Here is a 21621-nt window from a genome sequence, read left to right on the forward strand (position 1 = left end):
GCGCTTGGAAGAATTCAAGGGTATATGGAATGGTGAGATATTGTTTGTTTTTAATGGCCTCACCACCCTTGAGTTCTTCCGCGCTTTGGCTGTTAGCGGCCTAACAGAAAGGAAAGGCAGGCATTATATGTAAACGGGTGTTAAGGGTAATCAACCCCATACCACCCGTGACTATTCCTGATCCTTCATATCCCCTTCTTTTTTCCATGTCACGGCAATATGAGTAACAAAGGCTTTGCCGTCCTCAATGGTAGACGCATAGCGCACATCATGAGCGTGTACGCTTTTGATATTTAATTCTGTCAGGTGATTATAGATTTCATCAAGGCAGTAGCCCTTAATCGTTACCAGATGGGTAGCAAAAAAGATTTTAAGGACCCTCTCACTTTTCTTGGCGTCACCGTCCTTGCCAAGCCATGAAGTCAGGTAATGAATATAGGGAAAGTTTTGCCGTGTGCCGTTGAGCAACACAAAATCAATAGTTTTGGTATCTCCTACCTCAAAAACCGTCAACCTGTCCGGGTCTTTTTGTGGTGTTGATTTTTCCTGACTGTTTTGAGCGATTGTCAGGCTCTTAAACTTATAATTCCGGCTCATATCCTTTATCTTTTGTTTCTGTGATGGTCATATCCGGTTTTTCCATTTCTTTTCCAATATCAACCGTTTTAGGGGTCAGGTCGCCGTCCTTTATCAATTCGGTGGCACCCTGCCTGTCACCCCGTTTTTCGATATGGGTCAAAAGGTCGTCCTCATCATCCGTGTAAATCGTAACATTTTCCCTGCCGCGTGACACGGATACGTAAAACTGTTTCTGATTGGAGGCCGGAAAGGTTGAGGCCGGTTGCGATATAATCACATGGTCCACGGTTTTACCCTGTGAGCTATAAGACGTGACCGCATAGGCATAATCAAAATTACCATGCTCTTTGTCCAGGACAAATTCCGTGCTCCGTTTGGCAGATTGTTTGACCGTCCTAATGTCACCGTCTTTTGTAAAGCCCGCTACCGTTAAAATAGTGCTGTTGTTAAGACGTTTGCCATTCTTGTCAAAGCCGTTTTTATTGATCCGGATTTCATCTTTTTTGCTCAAATTAATCTCCTTTGGGGAATACACATCATAGTCCTTTGCCTTATGTGTGGGCAGGACATGATGTGTGCCTTCACCGTCCCGGACAATCACCTTTTTATCCTCAATACCGGCAACGCTTAAAACCGAACCTTTTCTTATGCCTTTCAGATTTTGATGGGTCTGAATAATCTGCCCTGATCGGTAGAACCGGACATCCCGCTTTTGCGCCGCGGTGAGATAATGGTTTTCATAGATGGTAAAGCTTCTTTCCCGTTTGCCGATAAGCTTTGCGCCTCTTAAACCCTCACGAATGGTTTTGTTGATCTCTTTGGCCTGTTCACGGGTCGGGGTAATCACGATTGCTGATTTCTTATCGCGTCTGGCATCCAGATAATCTCCCGTGAGGGTGTCAGATATGCCGGTGTAATCACATTCCTTAATCGCCCCCTGATTTTTAAGCATATAAAAGCCGGTTCTGATATTGCCATTACTGATTTCCTTAACCGCAGCCTTGTAATCCGCTTTCCTTTGCCTATAAATCTTTTCCATTGAGACAATGGGAATTTTGCCAACATCCTGTAACAGCCGCATGGCATCCCCGCGCATCACCGCCGTATGCTGCCGGGGGTCACCGGAAAGGACAACCCGTGCCTTGTTTTTGTCCGCCAGGTCAAGAATTTTCGCCATGTCCTGTGACCCCAACATTCCGGCCTCATCGATCCAGATCACCTGACCGCTTAATTCCTGTTGCCGTTTTTTATCCATAAAAAGCCCTGCCACCGTGTCGGCCTTGTCAAAACCTTCTTTTTTTAAAACATCCCGGGCGGCCTCTGCCGTTGGCGCGAACAGAAACACCTTTTTCCCGGTCTTTTCAATCTGTGGAACAATCTCTTTTAGCAAGGTGGTTTTCCCGGTACCAGCCGCCCCGCGTATCATGGTCAGCCTGTCCTGAGACGTCATCACATGATTAGTGGCGGTGCGTTGCTCACTGTTAAGGTGTTTTAAGTGCGAGGCATCAAAATCATGGCTTAACGGCCTGAGTTTCCCCACGCTCTCACGGGCAAGATTAATCATTCGCCGTTCTTCACGATGGACAAGTTGGGTTGTGCATAGCCGTTGACTGCCCACCTGTATTTTAAAAATCGTTTCGTTTGTCTCCAAAGCCCGGTCAATCTGATCTAATGTGATATTCTTATTGTCAATGCTATGTTTATAGCCTTCCGCCAAAATCTGACGATCTCTTTTTACAGAATTTCGGGTAAAGACATGGTTGATTGCGTAATCAATGGATTGTTCGGCATTCAGGGATAAATCCGTTGTCTTATTCTCACTTTCAGCCGTTTCATCGATACCGGCATCAAGAAGCTGACCTTTCCACTTTTCCCGTAACGCCGGCATGGTTAGGTTTTTTTGCTTTTTGGCACGGGTCTTTGCTCCCAACTTGTCTAATTCTTTTGGGTTGGTAATGTCCTTTTCCCGTGCCACCTGTCCAATATGGTTTGTCCGTTTGGAAAACAGGTCAATGGCGGCCTGTGGGATGACGGCCAGTTCAAACCCGTCCTTGGTTTTGCGGATTTCATAACCAAGACCGGCCAGCTTGTCAGCAAAGCGTTTTTGAAACCGCGCCTGATGATAGGGCATATCGCGCTTAATCATATAAAACTGTCCGGCCTTAAATCGCCCCTCTACCTCGTCATAGGTCACATTGAAGGTAAAGCAGTGTTTATGTGTGTGCATGTCAGGCGGATGACCCTCAACAGGCCGTGCCGTTTCATGGCTAAAATCACACCAGATCATCTCACCGGTATGACGGTCATCATATTGCCCCTGCGCGCGAATACGGGTTTGCATATCCGCCTCTATTTCATTCATGGTTTCATATACGCTTTCGTTAAATGCGCGGCGTACCTTCTCATCGCCTGTTAAGGCCAGAAGAATGGATACAGATTTTGGACAATGAAAGCTAATATCATTCCCGACCCGCCGGTCGTCAACGGTTCTTGGGGTTAAAGACCCGCCGTCCTTCGGGTTGATATTGTCACACAGTTTGTTGAAAGTGTTCTGATCGACAATCTGCCCTTCAATCCCAAGCCTTTTGGCAATTTTACCATTGAAAACCCCGTTGACTTCCTGACCTTCAAGGTAGTAATCGGCTTTTCCCAAAGAACTGCCAAAATAATTCTTGGCCTGTGCCGAAGTCTTGCTTTGGAACATGCGTATCATTCACACCTCAATTTAAAGATTGAAAGAGGTGTTTTTACCTGTCTGTATCGGGGGTTTCTACGCACTGGTTAAACTGGCATTTAAACCACTTAAACTACAAAAATAATGGCAATAGTTTCTTCAATTTCTTCTGTTTGTTTTCTGTGCGTGTCGATCAAATCTCCTTTATTTTAAAAATCAGATGAAAACAAAGCGATAACACCAACGCCCTGATTTGCCTGTCACTGCCCGCCTAAACGTGTTGTGGGCAAATCAGGTCTACCTGATGTTATTTACGCTTCATCATCTGATTTTACAAAGGAGAGAAAAGATGACCAACAACACTCAAAAACCCGAAACCAATGGGAAGAAACCAACCCATACTTTGTATGTTAAAAGCGATGTGTTCAGTTCGCCTCTAAATATTAAACTCGCCGCTATGTGGGAGCATAGCAAGGGCGAAGGACTGAATTTCGGTATGGAAGAACTCATTCTCCAAATCGAGAAAGACAAAATGGGTAATCCCGTTCCGTCCCTGTTTGTAAACTCTAAAATTTATGGACAGCCGGTTAAGGTCAAAATCGGCCATTTTGAAACCACCGAAGACGAGGACAACGCATTTAAAATGAATTTGGGTGATCTCGTAGCTTTCAAAAATAAACCCAGAGAAGAAGTTGCGCCAGCAAAACCAAAGGCACAACCCAAGCCTTAAAACTTCATCCAAACATAAAGGGGGCATAAAAAAGCCCCCTTTATCCTTCAAATACATGGGGACAAACAATGACTGGTAAAAAAAGCAACTTATCGCTAAACAAAATGATACGTTTCGTGCTAATTCCGGTTTTTGGAGCGAAGGAAATTCAAGGGAAATATGTAGTAGCTTTTAAAGCATAATGAGCAGTGTGCGTAAAAAGATTGGACATTTTCCTTCACAAGATTTAGGACTACAAAAGAAAGATGATTTTTTCAAACTTCAAAAACTCATGGGAGAGAAATACGGTAACCTTTCGCTATCCATTTTCTTTTAGTTACCCTAGAAATGAAATCTCAATCCATTTAGTTAGCCAATATCGAGAATAAACTAAAAAGATTAATCAAAAGGAGCGTGTTCAATAGTTAAAAATGTAATTATCCAAGTAATAAATGAAACCAGCCCAGTATATAGCAATGCTCCAATCAGACTTCCCGCTGCTCCCTTTATAATATCCTTGATATCTCTTTTACCAGAATGACTCTGGGATTCATTCTTTACTGGAGTATCATCTTTAATTGGTGCTTGGACTAACTTTGACGGAGTATCAGAGTTTTCAAAGGTTTTATCCAGATAAAGAAATACATCCGTTCTTGCAGCTAAAGTGTAAGCAGTCAATAGGCCTTTATTTTCAATCTTTTTTAAAAGCTCCTCATTTTTTAAATATGAACCTTCAGCAATTGCAATCCCTTTAAATTCATCTTTATCTTGTTTATAATAATAGTAGGCTAAAAGCTGGGATAAAAGATCTCGATCTTGAATCGACTTAGGAATCAATCTTTCAAAAATTTCCTGATCTAATGATTTCCTTCCAGGTTGAGACATTTGAGAGTGTAATCGCTTATTGATTTAGGCTTTTAACCTTTCTCTTCAATTGTCCCCTTAATTTTAGCCATTTTAACAAGTTCCAGTTATTTAATTCTTGTCGGTTTTCTTGAAATTTTCTTTTTCGATCCAAGATAACGTCATCAATTTTCTTCTCTATTTTTTCCAGGATTTCCCCTTTTGCTTCGGGAAATGAAAGAGCTTCTTCTCTAGATATATTGTAACCTCGAGACCTCAATTCTTCCAAAACTGCTTCTAAATTAAAATCAATAATTGTCATGCTTTCATCCTCAACCACCAAATCTCCGTATTCCTCCATTGATTTTTCTTTCAATCTATTTCTTTTTATTGCTCCCATAGCTTTTTTAGTAATTTAGGATATATTAAATATTACAATCATGCTAATCTTTTCCCCCACCATTAGCATATTCTTCCCAAATATTAGGATAATTACCTTTTGCATCTTGCTGTACTAGCGCCCTTATATAGCGAGAAATATTCTGATTCTCTCTATCCCTTTCCTCTACAATTTTCTCTAGCATTTGTTTAAATGCTAAAGTGCAATTAAGTGTTATTTTAGATTTTTTGTTGCTTGGCAGCCTTCTTTTTGCCATATGTTAGTATAATAATTAACGTAGATATTACCTCAAATGTTATCCATTTTAAACTATGAAGTAAGCGATAAGGAATATAAATTGCAATAAAAAAGAGATAAAATATAACAAATTTTTAATAAAAACTTATTAATTTAATAGAAACATTACCCAATGTTATATCAAAAATCCTGAAATACCTACCTAACTATTTTTTAAATTATTGCGAAGATGTTAGAGTTGACCAAACAAAAATCTGCCCCTTAAATAAAGTTCAACCCAAAAAGGTAAGGTCTTTGGCACTTTGAATGATCTCATCCCCCGGTGCTAAAATGGCCTGTCGAACAGGGCAAGCACTGCTTGTATAAATTCCTGCTATCCGGCTTCATCAAAAATTCAAAACATCCCTCATGTTCGCTTATACATGCCTAAACTAAGGGGCAAAATGAACATGGTGCAGTGCTATTTGAGCATAATGAGCAGTGCGTAAAAAGATCAGACATCTCCCCTAAGCAGGGCTTGAGGGTTTTTTGTAATCCGCCCCCTAAGAATAACGGCAAACTGCTTTAAAATTCTTATCTTGTTTATACTTTTTGGGTTAATCAGCTACAACGCACATGTCTATATTAGACCTTCCCTTGATTGAATGGCCGATGGGTCATCCCTTTACGGTCAGAGATGCCTGCGAAGGGGTGCTGATTATGGGCGGTCTGGGGAGCGGCAAAACATCCGGCTCCGGTGCTTTGCTGGCAAAAAAATATCTGACCTGTGGATTTGGCGGCCTTGTACTCACCGCTAAGGAAGATGAGCTGGAGCTTTGGAAATCCTATTGTAAAAAACATGGCCGGGAAAATGACCTCATTATCTTTGGGCATGATACCGACCAGTATTTTAATTTCCTCGATTATGAAAGCAGCCGCCCGGACAAGGGAACCGGGATCACACACAATATCGCCGATACCCTGAAAACGGTTATCAAGGCCGGGGCGAATGAGGGGCAGGAATCCGACAAGGCTTTTTGGGACGCGTCCCTGCAACAACTTCTCGTGAACGCTGTTGACCTGTGCCTGTTAACGCAAAAGAAAATCAGGTTTGAGCATATTTATAAAATTATCCAGTCTGCCCCGAAAAGCAAAAACGAGTTATCAAATGAGGCATGGCGCAAGGGGTCGCAGTGTTTTCGCCTTATGGAATACGCAGCGTTACGATTGAACAGCATCAAAAAATCAAAGGAGTCGGACGAGCTTGCCAGGCGGTTACATATTATTGAGGATTTTTTCTATGGCAACTGGCTATACCTGTCAGAAAAAACCCGCAGCATTGTTGAGCAGATGTTCTTTGGCTTTGGCGACCGTTTTATGAGAGATCCTCTCTACTCACTTTTCAATACCGCAACCACTGTTACGCCAGAGGACACCATTAAGGGCAAAATTATTATTGTTAATTTACCTTACCTTATCTATGAGAATACCGGCAGGGATGGGCAGGTCTTGTTTAAATATGTCTGGCAGCGCGCCATGCAACGCCGCCAAATTCGCAACAACAGCCGCCCGACCTTTCTATGGGTTGACGAAGCACATTATTTTATACATGACCATGACATAGACCACCAATCCACCGCCCGCAGCTATCGCGCCTGTACGGTTTATTTAACGCAGAACCTGCCCAATTTCAGCCTTCATGCCGGTGGCGGGGACAAGGGCGCCTATCGCTTTAAAGCTTTGGCGGGTAATCTTGGCACAAAGTTCTTTCATGCCAATTCCGATGTTGAAACCAATGATTATGCGGCAGACCTGATCGGCAAGGAATTAAAATGGGTCGGCAGTGAGGGCGTGTCGATGGGGGACAGTTCCAGCTTTAGCGAAGGAAGTTCGCAAAACCTTCTACACACGATAGAGCCATCGGAATTTGCCCGGCAAAAGACGGGCGGGGCATTGAATAACTTCGAGATCGAAACCGTTGTTCATCGGCAAGGCATCCCCTTTGAAAGCACAGGGAAAAACTATGCATTATTCACGATTAATCAACTAACCATATGAGCAATTCAACTGATAGCTTGTTTTACAAGTACAACCCGGAGAAACGAAACATTTTTATTGAAATGAGTCAAAGCCGTAACAATATGGTCATTGACTTTTTTCTTGGCATATTTTTGATCTTTGCCAGCCATGCATCGGCGATTGTGGAAGTCTTTTTACGCAAACGCTTTGGCGAACGCTATATCACACTCGCACAGTCCATCGGCATTTTTTTGGTGATGGTGGCGGCCATGATGTTTGATCCTTTGAAAAATCTATTAGGCTTAAGCTGGTTTTTGTTTGCCCTTGTCTTTCTGGCCTTTTCAATAAGGCATAGACTGGAGATTAAAAAATATGGCACAGCCTATGATTTTAAACGCTTTAGCCTGTCTGACGGTGAGATCGCGCCGTTTTGGTGGAACATTATAGCCAGGAAGTTTTTGGGGATTAAAATTACCTATTATACAGTTGTAACTTTGCTGGAACCGGCCATTCCCATCATAGCCGGGATTATTTTAACGATTTTCGCCTTTACCCGGCCTGTCGGCATCCTGTTGTTTTTCTGTGGCATTCTCTATGCACTCAGGAATTTTGACAAAGCCCGGCAGGGGCGTAACTGGGTGCTGGACAACATAGACAAGAAAATTTCCGATGAAATGAAATATGACGTGTTTATCGGGCGTAAATCCAAAAAGGATACAAAGGGCGTTTATCTGCCGATTGAACTGCCGGAGGACGAAGAAACCCGGCAAGCCCTTTATAACGCGGTAAATGCGTCAATGAGTGACGGGCAGGATATATGGGTCAATGACTTTTTGGACGAAGCGCAGGACAGCCTAAAGGAGCATTTAAGCCCAAATCAGGCCGATGGCGCAGGGAACGGTTAGCTTTCAGGTATTAAGGTCTTTCATTTTACTCTTAATAAGTTTGCCAAAGATTGCAACGTGGGTATCCAATTTATCGGACGATAATTCACCGGCGGCTATGCGTGCCAGTGATACTCTGAGGTTTAATTCTGAATTCCAAGAAGCTTTGAGGTCTGGCTCAAAACCGAGCCAGTCAACGAAAAGCTTTTTGGCTTCATCTTTATATTCAGCATTTTCAGTCTCATAGCGGCAAAGAACATCCATATTCAATGTCAGATTATCAAACTTGGTCATAAGTATCTCCTGAATATTTCTTAGATTATATCATCAAATCAATAATATGACAAGAAATTACCAATTTGATCCCAAAGAGTTAAGGGAAATTGCAATGGAATTTCCCGACATTAAACGGCTGAGAATTGAACGGGCGCAAATCAAACAGGACATGAAGGCCACGACCAGATACACCAAACCGGCACCGCGTCCCAAACCGTCCGGGGATATTTATATCCCCAAAACATATCGGTTTAAAAATGACGCCCATCCGGTCAATAAACAAACTTATCAGGACAGGCTAAAGGAAAATGCCCGCCAGATTGAAACCGCCCTGCATGAGAATTTAAAGGAAGCGGGAATAGAAGAATTATCCGACTGGTACAGGCAAATGAACAATGACGAGCTTATGACTTTTATGGATCATGGGTATGACCAGGTACTGGAACAACGGCTGGCCAAAGGGCAAAAAGACATCAGCCAAGACCCTGACAGACTTGTAACGCAAATGGATGACAAACAAGCCAAAGAAATATTCGGCGATCTGGAATCCGGGCAGGAGGTCAAGTCAACACAGGACAAGGACATATCCAACAATAGGGGGATTGATCTGCAAATGGATGAGGAAACCAGCAACAGGTTTTTTAAAGCCGTTGATGAGGATATGGCAGATTTTAGGGAGAATGCAAAAGATATGGAGGTTGACAAACAACCCTTGCCAACGGATGACTATGAATAGAAAAGTCCGTTTTTACAGTTTCAGGCGCGGAGTATTCATATAACCTCTGTCCTCAAAAGACAAATAACCCTCATCGGTAATGATAATGTGGTCAAGAACATCAAGTTCCAGATACTTCCCGGCCATGACCAGTTGTTCGGTTAATCGCTGATCCCCTGTGCTCGCTGCCAAAGTTCCTGAAGGGTGATTATGTCCCAAAATAATATGACAGGCGCGTGCCGTTAACGCGGCTGCGAAAACAAGTTTGGGATCGACCACCAGACCGGTAACGCCACCTTTGGAAAGGGGCACAATACCCAAACAGCGATTACTTCTGTCCAGCAGCAGGATTTTAAATTCTTCAAACAGGTTAATACTCAAATCTTCCCAATTCTCGCGGAACAATTTGTAGGCGTCCTTTGAACAGGTCACCCGGGGGCGCTCACTTGCCTTGACCTTGTTTGTATAGGTAAGCTTGATTTTGCTGATCTGATTGGAGCGTTTTTTTGTCATGCACAGAACATGACACATCAGTCGTTAGCCAGGTACGCACCATTACTATAAATCCATATCAACATCCTTGCCCCTGTCCTTGTCCGGTGTTGGGTCGATATAATCATTATCCAGACTATCCATATCCAATGGCGGGATAATGTCCTGGTCTTTTTGTTTGTCCGGTTGAGTGGATGGCGATTTATCCAGCATGACCTCTTTTTCCATTTCTTTTTGCCCATCCTTTAACCCTTGAAAGTAGTCGCTTTCAAGATTGCTGGCCTTGAGAAGCTGACGAAGGAGGTCAGGTTCATGCTTTTGAAGTTCGTAACCGTGATTAAATCCTTTAACATAGTATTCTTTCGGGTCTTCCATAATCAAAACGTGTCTTTTGCGTGTTTTTCAAGGTATACATTGATAGAATCCACATCATAAAGAATGATCTTTTTCCGGGGCTGGCTAAAACGGATAAATCCTTCATCCCGCAATTTTTGCAAGGTTGTCGTTGATTTGATGTTGAGTTTTTTCATAGCTTCCATGTCATCAATCCATTTCCAGCGATCCCCCTTTTTTTCCTGCTGGCTTTGGATACGGGCAACGACCTTTTCTATCAGGGCATAAAACGCTTCCTCTTGGAGGCAAATGACTTGCATATGTAATTAAGCTGATTAAGCCGTAATATCGGGAAATTCCATGAGTAAACAATAATAAAATTGGAATGTAACTATTTACCGATTATTTTGCAGAAAACGATATAGCATAACTGAGTATTTCTTACACAAGAATTCCTTTTTATTTTGAATTATCTATCTTAATTTGTTTTTTAAAACCGCTGGACAGCTATAAAATACGGAATTTAGCCACTTTGATCAGTATGTGTTTAATTGGATAACATACAATGGAATTGTAAAGCTTTTACTCACAATGAATTGCCTTTCTTAATAAAGAAAAGAATTTTGATTTTAAGGCAATAATACTCTAAAAATAATGGATGGAGTGAAAGAAATGGACAATATAAGACGGTATAAGGATCGTATCAGGATACTCTTCATCTTATACTTTTTTAGTGAAGATTATACTGATCAAGATAAGCCTTCCTACCGAAAATTATTCAAAAGTGAAATTAGAATCCAAAAAATCGACTTCCTGATTAGAAATCCAGACTATTTGGCATATGAACTTTTAAATATTGCCAAAAACCAAGAATCAAAAAGGCTTGAAATTAAACTTTACATAAAAGAAATATTTGATCAGCAGGAACCTAGTTTAAAGAGACTTGAAATGGAAAGGTTCTTTTTTGGAGCTTATGAGGACATTGATGATGTAATCGGTTTTTTAAAAAGTATTGGGTTTGTTGATTTCACAAGTAAGAAAAGCGTAAGTCTCCAAACAATTGAGAAACAGTATTTCATTACTGATTTTGCAATTTCCAAAATACAAAATGGGATTAACAACCTGCCTTCGCTTAAATGGTATGTTGATAGATGTCAGTTGATTAAAAGGTTCTTTGGAGACTTGACAGGGACGGAATTAAAAGTTCGACAGTATCAGATCGATGAATACAGAAATACCTCTTATAAAGAGTATATCGGGAGTATTCAGGACACTGTTCGTGCGGAATATAATAAATTATATGGTGAAGTGTTATGACATTTACTTTCGAAGATTTCACAAAAGATATATCTGAAAGATATAAAGATATCATGTCTCATGAAGAAATTAATGAGCTTTTAGCTCTGAATGAAGACGATAATCGTGATACTCCCATATCCACTGGTAAAAGATTGTTAATTAATCACCTCTCATTTTACGGTCAAAAAGACAGCTCGGGAGAACAAGAATATTCGGGTGATATAATCGAGTTTGAACAAGAAATACAACCAAGTATAAATATTTGGATTGCAGACAATTTAAAAGGAAAATCAAGTATTTTCAGAATTATAAAATATGCTCTCACTGGTAGCAGTAAATCGTTAAAATCCAACATAAAAAAGTGGTTAACTACCGTACTTCTTAATTTTAGTATCAACGAAAAACAATTCACTGTTTACCTAAACCTAGAAAAACCGACATTAAAAGTATCATTTTTTAATGGCGCAATTAAAACTCTTTCTGATTTAGAAAATCAAAAAGAAGATAAAACAAATGAGCTTCTTTTTGAAGCTAAAGGTGAAAAAGACTACCAAGACCAAATACAAGATTTCTTTTTCAAGCAATTCTCTTACTATCCTCTAAAATGGACACAAAAAGCCTCTCAAAAGGATAAAGACGAATTATATGAAGCCAAGACAAGCTGGAAAACATATTTCAAATCCATTTTTCTTGAATCAAAAGACAGTAATGAAATATTTGGGGATCAAGGAAAGAAAATTTTTCAAATGCTTTTAGGTTTAGAGTTAACTCACCCAATTAATCGGCTGAGTATAAAAAAAGACAAGCTGCAATATGAGAAAGCCAAATACTCATCTCTTTCTAGTAAACAAATAAAGTCTCAAAGTGAAGAACAAGAAACCTTGCAAGCCCAACTATTAGAAGTTGAAAATCAGCTTACAAATTATTCTGCTACCCAAGACAGCAAGATAAATCTAAATGAACTGTATAAAGAGTATGACTCCCTTATTCAGAAAATAGAGCAAAACAATAGCAAAGCCCTGTCCATTGAAAAAGATTTGATATTAAGTAGACAAGAATTAATTAAAAGTCAGGAAAAATACGGAATACATCAATCAGAGATTAAAAGAATTTCAAAAGAAATTGAAAACACAACAAAAAAAATATCCGATTTAAAAGAATACATTGATATAGGAATCTTCTTTTCAAATCTTGACATAAAACATTGCCCTAATTGCAATCATTCCATTTCAGATCATAAAAAGAAAATTGAACAAGAAAGCAAAAAATGCTCCGTTTGCAGTGAAACGGTTGATTTTGAAGATGGTCAAATGGATAAAGAAATATATCAAAATAAAGTTGAAAATTTGGAGATGACTAAAAAACAACTCGATATTGAATTAAAGAAATTACAACAAGAAGCTAATGATCAAAAGAATTATCTTGATGAAATCAATTCCAAAATAAAACTGCTCGAAAGAAAAAAAGAAACACAAATAGATGATCCAGACTTGATAATTCGTGTGGAGGAAATTGAAGAAATAATCAATAGTGAGAAACAAAAGATAAAGCCAGATGATGACAAAAAAGCTGCCCTCATTGCCGAAAAAGCAGTTTTAGAATATCAGATTGAAGAATTAGAAAAAGGTTTTACCCTGGATGAGAATAATTTTGATACCAAAATTGATATCCTGTCTACAGCAATTGAAGAATTAAGTAAGCAGAGATATTCAATGGGAAGCAAGGTTCTAGACCGTCTGTCTGAATTGATGTTAAGCGAAATTCATGAGTTTGGATTAAACTCTATAACGGAAATCAAAATTTCCGATAATTTTGATATACAATACAAGCAGGATGGTGATTATATATCTTTTGATGATATTGCAGAAGGGGAGCAATTAAGGACAAAGATAGCCTTTTACCTTAGTCTGATACAATTAGATATTGAATACAATTTTGGACGACATACAAGATTCTTAATTATTGATAGCCCGGGTAAAGAGGAGGCAGATACAAATTATTTAAAGGGACTGTCTGGAGTTTTGAAGAGCATAGAAACACGTTTTGGGAATAAATTGCAAATCTTGATAGGCACCGCCGAAAGAGGTTTAGCGGGTGTAGTCAGTCATGAAACTGTCATTCCTGAAAATACCTTTTTGTTTTGATGCTTAATATTTCTTGCATATCGGATTTTAGCAATCTGACCTTGCCTGAAAAATTTCATTTTTTCGATGATGAAATTGGAAAAAGTATATCAAGGATAGAAGATGACAACTTAAACCATTTGTTAAAACATATTGCTCTTGATTCATCAGAAAATGCCAACATTAGGCAAAAGGCTTTAGAAGCATTTGTAAATTGTGTTCTGTTAGATCGTCTAAAAGTGAGGCAGGCACTTGCCTTATTGATAGATGATTGGAGATCGGATGCGGATACATTTTTGGAGGTACAACGTCTAAAGAAGTTGTTTCTTTTCTATAATGAATCCAAAGATGAAATTGAAAAAATTTACACTTCTCAATCTACCTCGGATAACAAAGAAATTGAATCAGAGGCATCCTTGAATTTAGGGTTAATAAAGTTGCAAAAGGGACTTTTATCCATAGAAAAGCATGAGGCAATGGAGCATTTGAATGAATGCCTGCCTTTATTGACCAAAGCTCACCAAGTCACGGAAAATCGAATTGATGCCCTAATCTTCGAGAAATTTGTTTCAATACTCATTGATATTTTCAACGATCTTTGGGGAGATGTAGAAAGAAGCGTAAAAAACCTTGCAAATCTCTTATTTCAAAAAGAGGCGTTTTCTTTTCATATTACTGATAATCCGTTCTATGTGGGTCTTTACAGAGCTCTTAATTCATTAAGAAAAATAAAGCATGAAAAGCCCAATGACTGGCTTGATTTTCGAAAGGGATTAAAAGAAATCTACTACCAATATTCTCAAATTAAAAATCAAGAATTAAATGCCCAATTGAACGAAAGTGTGTTCTCTGCTGCCTTTTCTACCCTATTGGAGCAAGAGTTTTTAGAACCATATTTTAGATTAAATTTTGAAGCAGAATTGGCAAAAATTGATAATAGATTGTTGGAGTTGGATGAAAAGGACAGCGAATACAAATTCTTGTTATATATCAAGGATGTTATAGAAAACGACGATTTAAAAAAAAAAGAAAAATCTGAGAGTTTAAGAAACCTATTCAGAAATACTTTTCCGCATAGAAACCAAGAGGTAATTGACAAAGCTCTACAGGAAGTTGGAAATGATCCAGACCCCATTAAACTTTTAAAAATCTATTCAGATCTGTCCGAACCATCAATCCAAGAATTTATGGATAAGTTAGTCAATTCATGCATCCGGTTGCAGAGTGATAGGCTATATCGGGGAAATAGACACGAAGATGATCGAAATACGTACATTTCAAATTTACTTGAATCCGGTGGCTGTATTGTTAAAGATCAAACAAGAAGGAGTAAATCTTGGAAAGGTAAAAATGCCGGTGAAATTGATATTTATATACGTGCTAAAGATGGACAACCATTTGCAATAATTGAAGCCCTAAACTTAAATTCTCTAAAGAAGAATTACATTGAATTACACCTAAACAAGATTTTTAAATATGATACGAGTGGCCTTAAAAATAACTTCATAGTCGCTTACTCAACTGCCAAAAAATTTAATTCCCTTTGGAATAAATATGTATCATTTATTTCAAATCACACATATACCCACCAATTTATTGGGTTTGATGAAATACAGCATTATGAGCACACTGATTTAAGGATTGGAAAAGCGAAACATATCAGAAATAATAAAGAAATATTCCTGTATCATGTTATGATAGATTTGAAAGAAAATTGAATTCTAAACGAACACAGAATAAAAAAAGACTAATAAAACCGCGCTGTTATTCAGGTTTCAGCGTATCCGGTTTGGCTGGTTTCGGACTTGAAAAACTGGCTTCGGTGATTTTAGCGTTGATTTCATCGAACAGTGTTTGCTGGATCAAGGCCGCATAATGCTTTTCCGTGACTTGGACGGAAGAATGCCCCAGTCCCTTTGACAATTTGCGAATATCAATGCCCAACTGCAAGCCTATATTCATCCACGTGTCGCGAAAGCTGTAGGAGCGCACCCGTTTTTTAATCCCGGCCATTTTTGCAATTTCCTGAATATGACGGTTAAACCACCCCAAACGATCATTTTTAACCCGGAACAGGCGTTGCGGGGGTGTGTCTTTGGGCATGATAGGGAACAGGTAATCGTCCGGTTCCTTGCCCTGAATGTAGTAATTGATAATATCCAGTGCCTCTTGCGGCTGTTTAACGCCGAAATGATCACCCTCACTTTCGGTTTTCTTGCGGGTATAGTTGATACGCTCACCGTCAAACTGGAATACCCGGATTAAGGCCAGATCAAAAAAATTAAGCCCCATATTATTGAACATCATCAATGCGTAGTTGCGAGCATGAAACTTTGATGTACCCTCTTTAAACTGTAACTGGCGAATAAGATTAACCTCATGCATATCCAAGTCCTCTGTCGGGTTTTCATAGCTGCCTTTCTTAATATTGGCGAGTGGCCGGTGATGTCTTAGATCAGCATGGGAATCACTGGCATCATTCATTATGGCGTTTAGGCTACGCAAATAGATACCGACTGTATTTTTTGAGTATTTATTGCTCATCCACGCTTTAAAGTCCTTCATCAGTTCGGGATCAATCGCCTTGATCGGCATATCATACCGGGCAAACTCATTCTTTACCGTCAGCCCCTGTAGCTGTTCCAGCCAGTTATATTGTGTCACTTCTTCCTTGTTTTCCAGCAGGTCATCAAACAGTGTTTTGATAGTGTCCTCAATCGACTGGCCGACAAGGGTCATCTGGTATTTGACGAAAGATTTCAAGGCATCCTCATAAGACTTGGCCGTTGGCGAGCGGTTTTCCTTATGCAGGCGATAAAGATATTTTGCTCCGTGATTGAGTAGTGTCAGGTCGAATTGCTTGTTAAAGAACTGCCTTTCAATCTCGTCTTTAAGTTTATCAATCGACCACAGCTTGATTTCCGGGGCGTTTTCGTCAATCCATAAATCAGCATCGGCAAAGGTTTTCTGGATGCGCTTGCTATGGCGTTTGGCATTGAGGATGCCGATGATTACGCCGGTTTCCGGATCATATTGCCCTTCAAAAAGATGAATGTTAAAGGGAATATCACGAGTTTTGCTTTTGTGCCCGAGACGCAAAACGAGGGGATATGTCCCGTCACGGTTTTGATGCGAGGCGCGTTTATCGAGTGTAATTTTAACTGTAGCCATTCTAAAGGGTCTTTTCCCGGCGTGCTTTCGGCGTGCTTTTTTTGGGTTGACCCGCATTTTGATGGTTTAAAAATAGCGAAAAAACGCACTAAAACGTCATTTCAGACCATTTAAAATCAGATGGAACCATATGTAGCTGACTGTTAATCAGTAGGTCCTTGGTTCGAGTCCAAGAGGGGGAGCAGTTGTAAAGCCTTGTAAATCAGAGATTTATGAGGCTTTTGTTTTTTGAATAATTTTAACCTAATACCTCCTTCTGTTGATTTGCACACTTTTTGCACACTTTTTTAAGAAACTTTAGAATGAAGGATTATTTCTGACGCTTGTTTAATAGACAAAGATTTCATGGTTTTTAGCGGTTATTTTCGTTTCCTAATTATATCATAACTATCTAATTATCAATTATTTAAATACCATTTGGGATTTTTTGGGTTCGGAAAAAGTGTGCGTAAAGTGTGCATAATTTTTGATTATCTTTGTTTGTAAGAAACCTTAGATATGAATTCGAATCTACGCTTTGGCATACAAAGAATTATCTTTTAATCATGTTCATCTGCAGAGGCATGAATTTTATAGATTTCGCCAAATTGAAAATGGACGCTATAGGGGATGGAAGGGTTTATTATGGTCGAAGCAAAACCGAGGGGCAATTATCGGTTAAAATTACTCCGGAATTGAACAAGCTACTTAAATATTATATGAAAGGGAAAAAAGCAAATGATTTTGTTTTCCCCATAAATTACGATGGCAGTACGGAACAATATTAAAAGTATAAGTCGCAAAGAAGAAGGTTTAATGAGAGGTTGCGTACTATTGCTAAAGATGTCGGAATCAAGGGAAAATTCACAACTTATTCAATAAGACATTCATGGGCAACCATTGCCAAGTATATGGGTATACCCATTGGGGTGATCAGTGAAGGTTTAGGGCACCATTCTTTGGCCACAACCGAAATCTATTTAAAGAGTTTTGAAAATGCTGTTTTAGATGATGCCAATGAGAAGGTGGTTTCCTTTTAAAGTTTCCTAACAAATCAACCGGTTTTTAGGGTTTATTTCGTTGAAAGAAATTATACCCTATAGATTACATCACAACAAAATTCACAATTTATTCCTCGGCGAATGAATCTTTTAGTCATTTTAAACGTTTGCGTAGCATAAGCCCTAATTTCTATTACAGCCTAAACCCCAAAAAGTGAATTACCTCTGGTTCCAGTTGTTTGTTATCTTTTAGTTCCATTTTCATTAGCCAAAGGCAAAACTGGTTTAGCAATAGAAATGGTATTGAGCTATGCCCATTATTTCTGACCGATCTGTCTTACAACAGAATCGTATTACCCTAAAATAGCTCCATAAACTTTATTCGTTTTAATAAACCGAAGAGCCAACAAACCCTATGCCTATGAAAAGTTTCATCCCGTTTTACTGAGAAGTTCTGTTGTGAAATACAAGTCCTCGCAGATAGCACCAGTTTGGAAGGTATCCCACAGAACCATTACCCTGAACAAGAAAAACCAGATCTTGATACGTAGGGTTAACCTGCACACTAGGTAACCTTGCGATACTTTACATACTCAGTTAGTTGTATTTTACTCCTAATATCCAAACAATTATGAAAAGGCAGGCTAAAAAGTTAGTCTCATACGTCAACAAAAAAAACCGGAAGAAAAAAAACCGAAAAATTTGGAAACGTTTTCGTAAAGGGAATGATGCAGCAGTAACCACCATATATGTTACATATTATCCAATTCTTTCTAGCTATGGTCGACAGTTTACCAAGGCTGATATTGTAAAGGATTGTATCCAGGAATTATTTAACTATCTAATAGAAAACCGTAAAAAGCTAGGAAAGACAGATAATATAGAAGCCTATCTGAAAGTGTCCTTACGAAGAAGATTACTTTATAAAGTAAACAAAAAAGAAATCGTGAAAAGTAAGATTGTTGACACCTTGAACATAGCATATGAGCCTATCAACACCGAAATTTGCCCGGAGGTATGGGAACGTTTGCATGACGCCTTTTGCTCACTTCCTCAAAAACAGTTTCAAGTTATTAGACTGAAGTATTTTGAACATCTTCAATATAAGGAGATTGCCCATCTTATGAGTACAACTAAACAGTATGCCAAAACCCTTCATCACAGAGGGTTACAAAGATTAAAGCAGGATTTAAAAGATGTAAAACTTATTTGGCAATCGCCAGATAGCTTTAGCTTGTGACTGGATATCCTCCCGGAATTGTATTTTGTGATGATAGTCTTTGCAAGCCAAGTAAGTTGCCTAATAGAACTTAATGAATTGGCCTATCAGCCTTTAAATCGCTTGCTAATGCTAAAAATTAATATCTGGGTAGCATTGAAAATAATCTTCCTGATTACTAGGTAATTATAAATAAATCAAAAAAAATTAAAATTTTTTTGATTCCCCATTAAGATTTTTTCCTTTATATAAGTACAGTACCTAAAAGTTTGATTGCATTAGACCAGGATGTGTATGATAACATAATATGCTTGGTGAGAAAAAATTACAATCAATCAGCAGCTTTAGATTAAATATAATCAGACCGTTAAAATAATATCCTAAAACCGGCTACCCCATGAAACTGAAAAAACTAGCTATAGAGATCACCTGCTTTTTATTTATACTCCTATTCACTTACGCAGCACTGACCAAACTCATGGACTATCAAAAGTTTGTTGTACAGATCGGTCAATCACCGCTGCTTACTAATTATGCCGGAGTGTTAGCTTGGGCTGTACCGTTAGTAGAGTTAGTTGTTGCAGGGATGTTGGCAGTACAACGATTTCGTCTAATAGGGCTATATGCTTCGTTTGCAATCATGGTTATGTTCACTGCTTACATTTTTGCTATTCTGCAATTGGATTCCGGTATACCCTGTTCTTGCGGTGGAGTACTAGAGAGCCTTGGCTGGACAGAACACCTTATATTTAATGGAGTTTACGTAGGTCTTGGATTTGCCGGGGTGTTATTACATAACACTAGGGAAAAAGGCTCCGAAAGCAATGAAAAAGTTAAACCCGTTGAGAATAACCCACTCCAAGCCACTGCAGATGAGCTGTCAGAAGTAGTTTGAGAATTATTGGAAATTTATTTCACACTGTGCAAAATAACAGGGGTGCAAGAGGTAAAAACCTCTAAAAGAATAGGCTGATCTGAGTTAAACCATACATGACGGTTATACGGGTATTTTCCGGGGATAAGTATCCTGAAAACCGCGATGACCATCGATAAAGATTGGAAAGCATTAAAGATAGGGGGTAAAGGGAGATTTTTCCGGGAAGGTGTATTTAATGAGTCCTTCCCGGGATCTCTAACCTACCATTCCCTTCAAAGAAAATTCAATTATTGGCCAATTGATTGAAGCAGGGTAAAGCCGAAAACCTGGAATAGAGTAGGCAATAATTCTAACCTAAATTTTCAACCATGAAATCAATAGGAAAAAGTGTTCTATCGTTATTAGGCTTTGTTTGTGCAATTGGTGCTGTATTTGCGTTTACTCCATCTAAAAGCAAAACAGAAGTTCAAAGGCAACAGGCATGGTATAACAATGGTGTTGTGACACTTATGGGGTCTATTACAAGTCCGTCAGATACCGACACAAACCCTTGTGTGACTACCGGGGCTAATATATGTCTTGTTGGATCGTTTGACGCTTATCAGGATCAGCAAAGAACAAAACTGTTCAAACGCGATTAGTCATTGGATTTAAGTTTTGAAAGATGTTGGAGTCACCGTACTCCGATATCTTTCTTCATAAAATAGCCTATCGTCATGAAATTGAGGTTTACTGTACTATTAGCCTTATTTATGGTTGGACTGTTGACCATTCTTTATCTATATGTTTTGTCTGCGTCAAAACAGCTCACAAAATATGGGTTCGATCGCAATTTTGCATTCTATCACTTGGATGTGGTAGATACATTAAACCTGCACTACAATTCATATTATTTAGCGGGTGTTACTTCTGATAGCATTTACTTGGGTAATAAAACAGCGCCATCCCATTTATTCATAACATCTACATCGTTAACGGGACACAATAAGGTTAATGTTGACATTGCAAGCGGAATTCCTGAATCCACACAGTTAACCATCCACAGTTCCGAATTTTATGTACGCGATCTAAATCATCATACAATCTTTAAAGGCTCAACGTCTAATTGGAAAGTAACATCGATCATGACGGATAGCACCTTCATTGCTGATGCAATACCGTTAAGTGATAAAACCTTTGCCATTAGAACGTTTGATAAAAATAAAGAGATGGTCTTGGCAAAAAAATCTATGCATGCTCCCTTTTTAGTTGAAGAGGAAGGGTTACTCGAAAAGCAAATTGACGGGATCTTTTGTACAGATGGTATGTTACGGTATGACCCAGGTCTACACTCATTGTCATATGTATATTTTTATCGCAACGAGTATATTTATATGGATACCAGCCTGAATATAATCTACAAGGGCAATACCATCGATACAGTGAGCCATGCCAAGATTAAGGTGGCCAATATTGCATCAGACAACTCAATTACTATGGCGGCTCCCCCGCTAAGAGTTAATAAAAATAGTGCCCTTGACAGGGATTTCTTATTTGTCCATTCAGCGTTACCAGCCGATAATGAAGACAGGTCATTATTTAACAGTGCTTCTGTCGTTGATGTTTACGATCTTGTAAATGCTGGTAAGTACATTTCGAGTTTCTACGTTCCTGATTACAAAGATCATTCGATGAAATACTTCCAGGTATCAGGAAACCGGTTAATAGCTATTCACGATCGGTACCTGGTCACATATTTATTAGATCCAAGCATTTTGAAACAGATAATCTAACTGCTAAAGACAAATAGAATATCAAAGGAAATGTATCATG

At 39.0% G+C, this 21621-nt stretch carries 22 protein-coding genes and 1 pseudogene; 13 read left to right on the forward strand and 10 right to left on the reverse strand.

All coding sequences use genetic code 11. The annotated features are described in order from the left end of the window. Positions 1-171 precede the first annotated feature (171 nt). Both AC04NP_RS11625 and mobF read right to left on the reverse strand, forming a co-directional pair. Positions 172-597: a hypothetical protein gene (locus tag AC04NP_RS11625; protein WP_482859913.1), complete on the reverse strand. Its 426-nt coding sequence runs from the start codon at positions 595-597 to the stop codon at positions 172-174. Further along, positions 581-3292 (reverse strand): MobF family relaxase, encoded by a 2712-nt coding sequence (gene mobF / locus AC04NP_RS11630; protein ID WP_482859914.1) that lies wholly within the window; start codon positions 3290-3292, stop codon positions 581-583. The genes AC04NP_RS11625 and mobF overlap by 17 nt, the downstream gene beginning before the upstream one ends. Before the next feature lie 265 nt (positions 3293-3557). On the opposite strand from mobF, the gene AC04NP_RS11635 reads away from it, so the two are divergent. Next, on the forward strand, positions 3558-3983 hold the full coding sequence (locus tag AC04NP_RS11635) for a hypothetical protein (protein ID WP_482859915.1): 426 nt from the start codon (positions 3558-3560) through the stop codon (positions 3981-3983). Positions 3984-4361: 378 nt separating this feature from the next. Here the strand turns inward: AC04NP_RS11635 and AC04NP_RS11640 are convergent, their stop codons facing one another. The 3 genes from AC04NP_RS11640 to AC04NP_RS11650 are packed head-to-tail and all read right to left on the reverse strand — an operon-like array spanning position 4362 to position 5461. Then, on the reverse strand, positions 4362-4847 hold the full coding sequence (locus AC04NP_RS11640) for a hypothetical protein (protein ID WP_482859916.1): 486 nt from the start codon (positions 4845-4847) through the stop codon (positions 4362-4364). A 16-nt stretch (positions 4848-4863) separates the two neighbouring features. Then, a complete protein-coding gene (locus AC04NP_RS11645; RefSeq protein ID WP_482859917.1) occupies positions 4864-5205 on the reverse strand; it encodes a hypothetical protein in 342 nt (113 codons plus the stop codon). Positions 5206-5248: 43 nt separating this feature from the next. Continuing rightward, positions 5249-5461 carry a hypothetical protein gene (locus AC04NP_RS11650; RefSeq protein ID WP_482859918.1) on the reverse strand — a complete coding sequence of 71 codons (213 nt, stop codon included), beginning with the start codon at positions 5459-5461 and terminating at the stop codon, positions 5249-5251. Between the two features lie 596 nt (positions 5462-6057). Between AC04NP_RS11650 and AC04NP_RS11655 the strand changes: the two genes are divergently transcribed. Beyond that, positions 6058-7479, forward strand: coding sequence for a type IV secretory system conjugative DNA transfer family protein (locus AC04NP_RS11655; RefSeq protein ID WP_482859919.1), 1422 nt, complete (start codon positions 6058-6060; stop codon positions 7477-7479). Next, positions 7476-8345, forward strand: coding sequence for a hypothetical protein (locus AC04NP_RS11660; protein ID WP_482859920.1), 870 nt, complete (start codon positions 7476-7478; stop codon positions 8343-8345). The genes AC04NP_RS11655 and AC04NP_RS11660 overlap by 4 nt, the downstream gene beginning before the upstream one ends. Positions 8346-8348: 3 nt before the next feature. Here the strand turns inward: AC04NP_RS11660 and AC04NP_RS11665 are convergent, their stop codons facing one another. Then, positions 8349-8618 carry a hypothetical protein gene (locus tag AC04NP_RS11665; protein ID WP_482859921.1) on the reverse strand — a complete coding sequence of 90 codons (270 nt, stop codon included), beginning with the start codon at positions 8616-8618 and terminating at the stop codon, positions 8349-8351. A gap of 46 nt (positions 8619-8664) precedes the next feature. Between AC04NP_RS11665 and AC04NP_RS11670 the strand changes: the two genes are divergently transcribed. After that, entirely contained in the window at positions 8665-9336 is a 672-nt protein-coding gene (locus tag AC04NP_RS11670; RefSeq protein WP_482859922.1) for a hypothetical protein, read from the forward strand. A 12-nt stretch (positions 9337-9348) separates the two neighbouring features. On the opposite strand, the gene AC04NP_RS11675 is transcribed toward AC04NP_RS11670, so the two are convergent. The 3 genes from AC04NP_RS11675 to AC04NP_RS11685 are packed head-to-tail and all read right to left on the reverse strand — an operon-like array spanning position 9349 to position 10460. Further along, entirely contained in the window at positions 9349-9828 is a 480-nt protein-coding gene (locus AC04NP_RS11675) for a JAB domain-containing protein (RefSeq protein WP_482859923.1), read from the reverse strand. 45 nt (positions 9829-9873) lie between these two features. After that, complete coding sequence (locus AC04NP_RS11680) at positions 9874-10182, reverse strand: hypothetical protein (protein WP_482859924.1); 309 nt, start codon at positions 10180-10182, stop codon at positions 9874-9876. 2 nt (positions 10183-10184) lie between these two features. Further along, the gene (locus tag AC04NP_RS11685; RefSeq protein ID WP_482859925.1) at positions 10185-10460 is read right to left on the reverse strand and encodes a helix-turn-helix domain-containing protein; all 276 of its coding nucleotides are present in this window, start codon (positions 10458-10460) and stop codon (positions 10185-10187) included. A 334-nt stretch (positions 10461-10794) separates the two neighbouring features. Between AC04NP_RS11685 and AC04NP_RS11690 the strand changes: the two genes are divergently transcribed. The 3 genes from AC04NP_RS11690 to AC04NP_RS11700 are packed head-to-tail and all read left to right on the forward strand — an operon-like array spanning position 10795 to position 15280. Next, a complete protein-coding gene (locus AC04NP_RS11690; RefSeq protein ID WP_482859926.1) occupies positions 10795-11457 on the forward strand; it encodes a hypothetical protein in 663 nt (220 codons plus the stop codon). After that, entirely contained in the window at positions 11454-13583 is a 2130-nt protein-coding gene (locus AC04NP_RS11695; RefSeq protein ID WP_482859927.1) for a hypothetical protein, read from the forward strand. The genes AC04NP_RS11690 and AC04NP_RS11695 overlap by 4 nt, the downstream gene beginning before the upstream one ends. Continuing rightward, positions 13583-15280: a hypothetical protein gene (locus tag AC04NP_RS11700; RefSeq protein WP_482859928.1), complete on the forward strand. Its 1698-nt coding sequence runs from the start codon at positions 13583-13585 to the stop codon at positions 15278-15280. The genes AC04NP_RS11695 and AC04NP_RS11700 overlap by 1 nt, the downstream gene beginning before the upstream one ends. Before the next feature lie 46 nt (positions 15281-15326). On the opposite strand, the gene AC04NP_RS11705 is transcribed toward AC04NP_RS11700, so the two are convergent. Continuing rightward, a complete protein-coding gene (locus AC04NP_RS11705) occupies positions 15327-16733 on the reverse strand; it encodes a tyrosine-type recombinase/integrase (RefSeq protein ID WP_482859929.1) in 1407 nt (468 codons plus the stop codon). 563 nt (positions 16734-17296) lie between these two features. Here AC04NP_RS11705 and AC04NP_RS11710 point away from each other — a divergent pair. The 6 genes and pseudogenes from AC04NP_RS11710 to AC04NP_RS11735 all read left to right on the forward strand — a co-directional run bounded on the left by AC04NP_RS11710 (position 17297) and on the right by AC04NP_RS11735 (position 21581). Further along, positions 17297-17500, forward strand: coding sequence for a site-specific integrase (locus AC04NP_RS11710; protein WP_482859930.1), 204 nt, complete (start codon positions 17297-17299; stop codon positions 17498-17500). 21 nt (positions 17501-17521) lie between these two features. Further along, a pseudogene (locus AC04NP_RS11715) lies at positions 17522-17752 on the forward strand (tyrosine-type recombinase/integrase); the annotation flags it as partial. 592 nt (positions 17753-18344) lie between these two features. Beyond that, a complete protein-coding gene (locus AC04NP_RS11720) occupies positions 18345-18953 on the forward strand; it encodes an RNA polymerase sigma factor (protein WP_482859931.1) in 609 nt (202 codons plus the stop codon). A 376-nt stretch (positions 18954-19329) separates the two neighbouring features. Then, entirely contained in the window at positions 19330-19827 is a 498-nt protein-coding gene (locus tag AC04NP_RS11725) for a MauE/DoxX family redox-associated membrane protein (RefSeq protein WP_482859932.1), read from the forward strand. A gap of 350 nt (positions 19828-20177) precedes the next feature. Continuing rightward, complete coding sequence (locus AC04NP_RS11730) at positions 20178-20450, forward strand: DUF6520 family protein (RefSeq protein WP_482859933.1); 273 nt, start codon at positions 20178-20180, stop codon at positions 20448-20450. A 75-nt stretch (positions 20451-20525) separates the two neighbouring features. Next, positions 20526-21581: a hypothetical protein gene (locus AC04NP_RS11735; RefSeq protein WP_482859934.1), complete on the forward strand. Its 1056-nt coding sequence runs from the start codon at positions 20526-20528 to the stop codon at positions 21579-21581. Positions 21582-21621 lie beyond the last annotated feature (40 nt).

It is taken from the genome of Agaribacillus sp. DX54 (assembly GCF_056858335.1).